An 8,700-nucleotide genomic window follows, 5' to 3' on the forward strand; every position below is an offset into this window, starting at 1 on the left:
GAGCTGGGTTCAGAACGTCGTGAGACAGTTCGGTCCCTATCCGGCGCGGGCGTAGGATATTTGAGAGGAGCTGACCTTAGTACGAGAGGACCGGGTTGGACTGACCTCTGGTGTACCGGTTGCACTGCCAAGTGCATGGCCGGGTAGCCAAGTCGGGAAGGGATAAACGCTGAAGGCATCTAAGCGTGAAGCCCCCCTCAAGATGAGATATCCCATAGCGTAAGCTAGTAAGACCCCTGAAAGACGATCAGGTGGATAGGTTAGAGGTGGAAGTGCAGCAATGCATGCAGCTGACTAATACTAATAGGTCGAGGGCTTGACCTTAAAATGGTTCTTTTGGATGGTTTAATGTGTTAGTGATTGTCAAGTATTGGCCTAGTGGCTCAGTTGGTTAGAGCGCCGCCCTGTCACGGCGGAGGTCGAGGGTTCGAGTCCCTTCTGGGTCGTTTAGTTAGAATATGGGATCTTAGCTCAGCTGGGAGAGCATCTGCCTTACAAGCAGAGGGTCATAGGTTCGAGCCCTATAGGTCCCATCTACCTAAAATAAGCAGTTTCCGCCGACGTGGCTCAATTGGCAGAGCAGCTGACTTGTAATCAGCAGGTTATCGGTTCGAGTCCGATCGTCGGCTTGAGTGTGAAAACACTTTTAAAAAAAAATATGGATGGGTTCCCGAGTGGCCAAAGGGGGCAGACTGTAAATCTGTTAGCGACGCTTTCGAAGGTTCGAATCCTTCTCCATCCATTTGTTTTATAAAAAACAACAAAATAATAGCGCGGGGTGGAGCAGTCTGGAAGCTCGTCGGGCTCATAACCCGAAGGTCATAGGTTCAAATCCTGTCCCCGCAATTCGAAAATCCTGGTGGTTTTCAAATTTTATTGAGTCAATGAAGTTGGCCTTGCCCAGATAGCTCAGTCGGTAGAGCAGAGGACTGAAAATCCTCGTGTCGCTGGTTCGATTCCGGCTCTGGGCATTTTTTATTGGGTAAAATTATATACCAATAAATTTGGGATATTAGCTCAGCTGGTAGAGCACTTGACTTTTAATCAAGGTGTCCCGGGTTCGAATCCCGGATGTCTCATAGAATATGACGTTGTAAAAGTAAATGGTAGATGAAGCTCCATGACTTTTTGTAATACACTATCTGATTGATAAACTGCAGGTATATTCTGGAGTGGGTGTGTATAAAAGAGTCATGGAGTTTTTCTTTCTTTAGTTAACTCCGTATGGAATTTACTTCTTTCCCGGAAAGTTTATATGAAGTACGGCCTTATGACCTTGCAATATAGAATATCTTATAGTATATTGTGTATGTAACAGGCATAAGCGCGGATAATATAACTTATTAGAATAATTAAAATGCTATATACGGAGGAGAAGTTTATGAAATTTTTTATTGACACAGCGAATGTAGAAGATATTAAAAAGGCAAATGAAATGGGCGTTATTTGTGGAGTAACTACAAACCCTTCTTTAATTGCCAAGGAGGGAAGAGACTTTGCAGAAGTAATTAAAGAAATTGCTTCTATTGTGGATGGACCTATTAGTGGAGAAGTAAAAGCTACAACTGTTGATTCCAAGGAGATGATAGCAGAAGGAAGAGAGATAGCCAACATACATCCCAATATGATAGTAAAAATACCTATGACAGCGGAAGGATTAAAAGCCACCAGGGTGCTGTCTTCCGAAGGAATAAAGACGAATGTTACACTTATTTTCACGGCTAACCAGGCATTATTAGCTGCAAGGGCAGGGGCAACCTATGTTTCTCCTTTTCTTGGAAGACTGGACGATATATCAACATCCGGAGTTGATTTAGTAAGAACAATTGCAGAGATTTTTCAGATTCACAATATAAGTACAGAGATTATTGCCGCCAGTGTACGTAATCCTATTCATATTACTGATTGTGCTTTAGCAGGTGCTGATATTGCTACAGTACCTTTAAATGTTATAGAGCAATGCATAAAGCATCCATTAACGGATCAGGGAATTGAAAAATTCCAAAAAGACTATAGAGCGGTATTTGGAGAATAAGCAGGACTTAGGAGGAAAAGATGAGTAATATTGAGACACTATCAGTTAATTCGTTACGTGTATTAGCTGCAGATGCAGTACAGAAAGCAAACTCGGGACATCCGGGGCTTCCGTTGGGAGCAGCAGCTATGGCTTATGAATTATGGGCAAACCATATGAATCACAATCCCAAGAATCCCAAATGGTCAAACAGAGACAGGTTTATACTATCAGGCGGTCATGGTTCTGCTTTATTATATTCCTTGCTTCACCTGTTTGGCTATGGCAACCTTTCTATCAATGACCTTGCCTCTTTCAGACAGCTTGACTCATTGACACCCGGACATCCGGAGTATGGGCATACAGTTGGTGTAGAGGCTACCACAGGACCTCTTGGTGCAGGTATGGCAATGGCAGTTGGTATGGCAATGGCAGAAGCCCATCTGGCGGCTAAGTTTAATAAAGAAGGATATCCGGTAGTGGATCATTATACCTTTGTGTTAGGCGGTGACGGCTGCATGATGGAGGGTATTTCCTATGAGTCTATGTCATTAGCAGGAACTTTAGGACTTGGCAAATTGATTGTATTATATGATTCCAATAAGATATCCATCGAGGGTAATACGGATATTGCCTTTAGAGAAGACGTGGCAAAGCGTTTTGAAGCGTTCGGATTCCAGACACTGGTTGTAGAGGATGGAAATAATCTGGAGGAAATCGGTGCAGCAATCAAGGCTGCAAAAGCTGATACCACAAGACCTACTTTAATTACAGTGAAGACAAAGATTGGATACGGTTCACCAAGAGAAGGTATGGCAAGTGCCCACGGCGAACCTCTCGGTGCAGATAATATAAAGGCGTTAAGGGAGAAGCTGGGCTTCCCTGTTGATAAGGATTTTTATGTGCCTGAAGAAGTATACAGCCATATAAACGAGCTTAATAAAAAGGGTGAAAAAGCAGAAGCAGAATGGTCACAGATGTTTGACCAGTATGAAAAAGCTTATCCGGAGATGAAAGAACTTTGGGATAAATGTCAGGATGAAAATATTGCTGCGGACCTTCTTACGGATGAAGAGTTTTGGGCATATCCTGACAAGGCAGATGCTACGAGAAATCTTTCCGGTATGGTAATTAACCGTATTAAGGATTTGGTTCCGGGCTTTATTGGAGGATCAGCAGATCTTTCACCTTCTACAAAGACATATATGAAGGATGAGGGTGATTTTTCAAAAGAGAACTATGAGGGACGCAATCTGCATTTTGGTGTAAGAGAACTTGCTATGGCAGGTATCGGCAATGGATTGACACTTCATGGCGGATTAAGGGCTTTTGTATCTACATTTTTTGTATTTAGCGATTATGTTAAGCCTATGGCAAGGCTTTCTTCTATTATGGGTCTTCCATTAACTTTTGTTTTAACTCACGATAGTATCGGTGTAGGAGAAGACGGCCCTACCCATGAACCTGTAGAACAGCTTGCCATGTTGCGTGCTATGCCGAATTTTACAGTATTCAGACCTGCTGATGCAACAGAGACGATAGCCGGCTGGTATTATGCGGTTACTTCAAAGAAAACACCTACAGCACTTGTTTTAACCCGTCAGAACCTGCCGCAGTATGCCGGTTCCAGTAAAGAGGCTCTAAAGGGTGGCTATATTATCGCACCTTCTGAAAAGGAAGTGCCGGATGCAATTATTGTAGCAAGCGGCTCCGAGGTTGAAATTAGTGTAAAGGCGAAAGAAGAGCTTAAAAAAGAAGGAATAGATGTAAGAGTTGTCAGTATGCCTTCCATGGAGCTTTTTGATTCCCAGAGTGAGGAATATAAAGAAAGTATCCTTCCTAAAAAAGTAAGAGCAAGAGTGGCAGTAGAAGCGGCAATTGATTTTGGCTGGAGCAAGTATGTGGGACTTGACGGAACCACAGTTACCATGAAGAGCTTTGGTGCTTCTGCTCCTGCAGGGGAATTGTTTAAGAAGTTTGGCTTCACTGCAGAAAATGTAGTTGCCGCAGTAAAGTCAGTACTATAAAGAAACAGAGAAATAGATTTCTTTTAAAATGAATAAGGTGTGAGTGTCAGGAGCAGTATATGGTTTACTGCTTTTGATGCTCACATTTTTTTGCTTCCTGGGGTAATTCTAATAGAATTTTAATGTTAAGATATTGCAATTATTTATACTAACAGATAGAATGAGGATAACGTGAAAATTAAAAACATTTTCACTTTCTATTTGAGCAGTGCCGCAAACAGGCTTGCGGTATGCATGGGGAATTAGTTGTAAGATTAAAACAGGAGGGGTCATATGCCTAAGATATTAATCGTAGAAGATGAAAGTAAGATAGCCCGGTTTGTTGAGCTTGAGTTAAAATATGAGGGTTATGAGGTAGATATAGCACCTGATGGCAGGTCGGGACTGGAGAAGGCTTTGCAAAAGGATGTTAATCTGGTGCTCTTGGATGTTATGCTGCCCGGTATCAGTGGGATAGAGGTATGCAGGAGAATACGTATGGAATCCGATGTGCCTGTTATAATGTTAACAGCGAAGGATGATGTTACTGATAAAGTGGCAGGACTTGATATCGGTGCGGATGACTATATGACGAAGCCTTTTGCAATTGAGGAGCTTCTTGCAAGGATACGTGTGGCTTTAAACCGTCATACAAAGCAGGTACAGCCGAAACAGGATATCCTCATGATTGGGAAGCTGAAACTGAATCTGTCAGGACACAGCGCTTTTTACGGGGAGGAAGAACTGGTGCTGACAAAGAAGGAATATGAGCTGTTAGAATATCTTATGCGTAATAAGAATATAGCAATTACGAGAGAACAGCTCCTGAATAATGTATGGGATTATGAGTATCTGGGAGATACCAATGTAGTGGATGTGTATATCCGGTATTTGAGGCAGAAGATAGATGATAAGTATGGAATACGCCTGATTAATACGGTGAGAGGAGTTGGTTATATTATTAAAGATGAAGGATAATTTAAAAGAATCTATAAGGCAGCTGCTTATTAGAATTATTCTTCCTTTCCGAAAAAAAAGGGAGAAATGGCTTGGTAATTTCCGCTTTTCCATTGCATTCCGTATATCTCTTCATTATCTTAAGCTTCTTATCATTAACGGTATATTGTTTCTTGGGTGCTTTTCTCTGCTTTTTTTGTGGAGTGAGAAGCAAAGGCTTCATGACAGGGCGGAGGTTATCCTTAGTGAGGTAGAAAAAGAAGGTTTTCCGGAAGGAAACGGAAATAATGACAGTACCTATGACCTCTTAGGTATCCACTATAAAGCAATTGATGAACAGGATAAAAGGATTCTTTTTAATAACTTAAGAGAAGAGTCCGACAAAGAAAAAAGGATGTTTAATGCGGTATATGTCAGAGGCTGGATGGAAAAAGGGCCTTTTACCATATGGATAGAGGAAGAAAAAAATATTAAGGTACAGAACAGTCAGGTAAGTGTTCTCTTACAATATGACATGAGTACCAGTCTGAAAGAGTTGAATGGACTGCTGCTATGGATGTGTCTTTTCTATTTACTGTTTATGTATATTATCACTCATTTTGGCAAGAAAAGTGATATAAAGCTGTTAGAGCCGATTAATGAAATGTCAGAGACAGCCAACCGACTGACGGTGAATAATCTGAACAGCAGGCGGCTTAATGTAGAGGGGACGAAGAATGAATTAAAGGACTTGGCTGCGGTGGTTAACAATATGTTAGACAGGCTGGAGATTTCTTATGAAAGCCAGAAGCAATTTGTATCCGATGCTTCCCATGAACTTCGTACTCCTATTGCTGTTATTCAGGGCTATGCCAACCTGTTAAACCGGTGGGGCACCGGCAATGAAGAGGTAATGCTAGAATCCATCGAGGCGATTAATAACGAAGCAAAATTTATGCAGGACCTGGTAGAAAAACTGCTGTTTCTTTCAAGGCATGATAAGAAAACCTTAAAGCTTGATAAGAGTAGATTTAATATGTGCCAGGTAGTAGAAGATATGGTGAAGGAAACAAAGCTTGTGGTCAAAGACCGGAATATTGAAGCGCCTGTACTACAGGATATTGAAGTATATGGGGATAAGCAGGCTTTAAAACAAGCCATCAGAATATTCATTGATAATGCAGTAAAGTATACCAATGAAGGGGATACAATAACGATTACCTGTGAAGACGATGCAGGAGACTGCGTAATAGAGGTAAAAGATACTGGAATCGGTATGACAAGAAAGGATGTAGATAATATCTTTGAACGTTTTTACCGCTCTGATCAGGTAAGAAATGCAAAGATAGGCGGGCATGGACTTGGACTGTCTATTGCGAAGCTTATTGTACTGGGTCATACAGGTAAAATAAAGGTTCGCTCCCAGCTCACAAAGGGGACAACTTTTACTATAACACTTCCCAAGAGATTTTAGAAAAGTTTATGTCAATGGTTAATTCAAAAAAACAGTCTTAATAAAAAGGGCAACTATATTTTAACAAAATATTTGTTGCCTGTTTATTGATATTTTATACTTTTTATGATAAAATTTAATAAAATGTATTATAATACCAAATTTAAAAATTATACAAAAGACTGCCAATGGAAGGAAACAGATGTTATGGCTTTATTAGATGTTGTCAGATTTAATGGTCTTAAAAATCGTGATTGGATTATATATAAGTATCCTTCAGATCAATTAGTTTTTGGGACACAATTAATAGTTCAAGAAGGACAAGCTGCTATTTTTGTAAAAAATGGAACAGTTTGTGATGCCTTTTATCCTGGAACATTTATGTTAAGTACGGAGAATCTACCTCTTTTAAATAAATTAATCAATTTACCTTTTGGAGGGAAAACACCTTTTAGTGCAGAAGTATATTTTTTGAATACGACTACAAAACTTGATATTAATTGGGGTACTACAGACCCTATTCAATTGATTGATCCAAAGTATTTTGTAAGGTTAAGAATCCGTGCTTTTGGACAAATGGGATTAAAATTACAAGATTATACCATGTTTTTTGAAGAATTAATTGGCGGAATGAATCAGGACGATTTGGTAAAATATGATAAAATAAAAGAATTTTATCGTGGATTAATTGTTATAAAAGTAAAGTCAATTATTTCAACTACTATAATATCAGAAAAGATATCTGCATTAGAAATATCTACTAAGTTAGAAGCGTTATCACAGCATACACAATTACAGATTACAGAAGAATTCGAAAAATATGGATTTAAAGTTGTAAATTTTTATATACAATCCATAAATTTTCCGGATGAGGACTTTGAAAAAATAAATAAGATACTTGAAGATAAAGCTGCATTTGAATTAATGGGTGACAATCGTTATTCAACTAAGCGCTCATTTGATGTATATGAAGGAGCTGCTAATAACCAAAATGGAGTTGCAGGTGCTTTTGCAGCTGGTGGACTTGGCTTCGGGACTGCTATGAGTATAAATAATGGTATGAATAGTACTCTTGGGGGGGCTTCTGTAAAGATATGTCCTGCTTGTCACGCACAAAATAGTATTAAAACTAACTTTTGCAGTGAATGTGGTGAAGTGTTAAAAGAAAAGGTGCAGGAAGAAATGATACAATGCCCTGCCTGTAATAAGAGTATCCATAGCAAATCTAAATACTGTCCGGAATGTGGTTTTGATTTAGGCAGTTTAATATGCGAATGTGGTTATAAATTAGATTTGAATTCTAAATTCTGCCCTGAATGTGGAAAAAAAGTGAATATACATAGATCCGAAGAAATATAGAAAAATAATATTTTATGGTTATGTTGGCTATATATTATAGGCCTAAAATAGATAACACAAAAACAGGAGGAATGAATTATGAATGAAAATACATGTCCGCAGTGTGGAGCTCCAATAGATCCGGCAAGTACAGAATGCAAGTTTTGTGGTGAAAAATTCGTGAAGCAACAGGTTAACCAGCAAACCATGTATTCTGCTCCTATACCACAGCAAGTTCAACCACAGATTATTATACAACAGCAGCCTCAACAGGTTTATGTTACCGCTATGAATCCGACGTGGCCAATTAAAAGTAAGGTAGCGGCTGGGATATTAGCAATATTATTGGGTGGTATTGGTGTTCATAAATTTTATTTAGGGAAAATAGGAATGGGACTTTTGTATTTACTCTTTTGCTGGACCGCCATACCTGCTTTTATAGGTGTAATAGAGGGTATAATATACTTGTGTTCTAACGATGAAAATTTTCAATTGAAGCACCATGTAAGGCTTCAATAAAAAGAAATGATTTTAGTAGAATAATAGATAATAAGAATACCATCGTAAAAGATTGGAATTTTGAAAACCTCCCTTTAATGTTTGTTTAGATGATGATATGTACCCAGTTTTCTGGACACATCATTATTCAACTGGATGATTAGGCACTCTTGATGGATGTCTTCCTGTATATTACAGGAGGCATCCATTTTGTTTTTGATTGAATTCTCCTGTTATTATAATAATCTATATATTCATCTATTGCTTTCTTAAATTCATCGAAGGATCCAAAATCCTTTTCATGACCATAAAACATTTCGGTCTTTAGTCTTCCGAAAAAAGTCTCCATAATGCAATTATCGTAACAGTTTCCTTTACGAGACATAGATTGAATTATTCCATATTTCTTTAATTCATTACGATAGTACGCATGTTGGTACTGCCAACCTTGATCG

Annotated in this window: 7 protein-coding genes, 7 tRNA genes and 1 rRNA gene; 14 read left to right on the forward strand and 1 reads right to left on the reverse strand. The window is 39.0% G+C overall.

The features are described from left to right. The 14 genes from BUF11_RS23625 to BUF11_RS23690 all read left to right on the forward strand — a co-directional run. Nucleotides 1-324, forward strand: a 23S ribosomal RNA gene (locus BUF11_RS23625); the annotation flags it as partial. A gap of 48 nt (nt 325-372) precedes the next feature. Beyond that, a tRNA-Asp gene (locus tag BUF11_RS23630) sits at nt 373-446 on the forward strand. Between the two features lie 14 nt (nt 447-460). Next, nucleotides 461-533, forward strand: a tRNA-Val gene (locus BUF11_RS23635). 23 nt (nt 534-556) lie between these two features. Continuing rightward, nucleotides 557-629: transfer RNA gene (locus BUF11_RS23640), tRNA-Thr, on the forward strand. A 31-nt stretch (nt 630-660) separates the two neighbouring features. Then, a tRNA-Tyr gene (locus BUF11_RS23645) sits at nt 661-742 on the forward strand. A 30-nt stretch (nt 743-772) separates the two neighbouring features. Then, nucleotides 773-846 (forward strand) — tRNA-Met (locus BUF11_RS23650). 52 nt (nt 847-898) lie between these two features. Continuing rightward, nucleotides 899-971: transfer RNA gene (locus BUF11_RS23655), tRNA-Phe, on the forward strand. A gap of 35 nt (nt 972-1,006) precedes the next feature. Beyond that, nucleotides 1,007-1,079: transfer RNA gene (locus BUF11_RS23660), tRNA-Lys, on the forward strand. 302 nt (nt 1,080-1,381) lie between these two features. Next, the gene (fsa, locus tag BUF11_RS23665) at nt 1,382-2,035 is read left to right on the forward strand and encodes a fructose-6-phosphate aldolase (protein WP_073591333.1); all 654 of its coding nucleotides are present in this window, start codon (nt 1,382-1,384) and stop codon (nt 2,033-2,035) included. Nucleotides 2,036-2,055: 20 nt separating this feature from the next. Further along, on the forward strand, nt 2,056-4,041 hold the full coding sequence (gene tkt, locus BUF11_RS23670; protein ID WP_073591334.1) for a transketolase: 1,986 nt from the start codon (nt 2,056-2,058) through the stop codon (nt 4,039-4,041). A 273-nt stretch (nt 4,042-4,314) separates the two neighbouring features. Next, on the forward strand, nt 4,315-4,998 hold the full coding sequence (locus BUF11_RS23675) for a response regulator transcription factor (protein WP_073591335.1): 684 nt from the start codon (nt 4,315-4,317) through the stop codon (nt 4,996-4,998). Further along, entirely contained in the window at nt 4,970-6,430 is a 1,461-nt protein-coding gene (locus tag BUF11_RS23680; protein WP_139243502.1) for a sensor histidine kinase, read from the forward strand. Before BUF11_RS23675 ends, BUF11_RS23680 begins: the two co-directional genes overlap by 29 nt. 186 nt (nt 6,431-6,616) lie before the next feature. After that, entirely contained in the window at nt 6,617-7,768 is a 1,152-nt protein-coding gene (locus BUF11_RS23685; RefSeq protein WP_073591337.1) for an SPFH domain-containing protein, read from the forward strand. A 78-nt stretch (nt 7,769-7,846) separates the two neighbouring features. Continuing rightward, nucleotides 7,847-8,266 (forward strand): TM2 domain-containing protein, encoded by a 420-nt coding sequence (locus BUF11_RS23690; RefSeq protein ID WP_073591338.1) that lies wholly within the window; start codon nt 7,847-7,849, stop codon nt 8,264-8,266. A gap of 139 nt (nt 8,267-8,405) precedes the next feature. Here the strand turns inward: BUF11_RS23690 and BUF11_RS23695 are convergent. Continuing rightward, a partial coding sequence (locus BUF11_RS23695) for an IS3 family transposase (RefSeq protein WP_139243290.1) occupies nt 8,406-8,700 on the reverse strand: 295 nt, incomplete at its 5' end.

Source organism: Anaerocolumna xylanovorans DSM 12503 (assembly GCF_900143645.1).
In the GTDB taxonomy this organism is placed as follows: Bacteria; Bacillota; Clostridia; order Lachnospirales; family Lachnospiraceae; genus Anaerocolumna; species Anaerocolumna xylanovorans.

Coding starts and splice junctions, on each gene's coding strand:
- fsa (WP_073591333.1), top strand. CDS start 1,382: ATGAAATTTTTTATTGACACAGCGAATGTAGAAGATATTAAAAAGGCA.
- tkt (WP_073591334.1), top strand. CDS start 2,056: ATGAGTAATATTGAGACACTATCAGTTAATTCGTTACGTGTATTAGCT.
- BUF11_RS23675 (WP_073591335.1), top strand. CDS start 4,315: ATGCCTAAGATATTAATCGTAGAAGATGAAAGTAAGATAGCCCGGTTT.
- BUF11_RS23685 (WP_073591337.1), top strand. CDS start 6,617: ATGGCTTTATTAGATGTTGTCAGATTTAATGGTCTTAAAAATCGTGAT.
- BUF11_RS23690 (WP_073591338.1), top strand. CDS start 7,847: ATGAATGAAAATACATGTCCGCAGTGTGGAGCTCCAATAGATCCGGCA.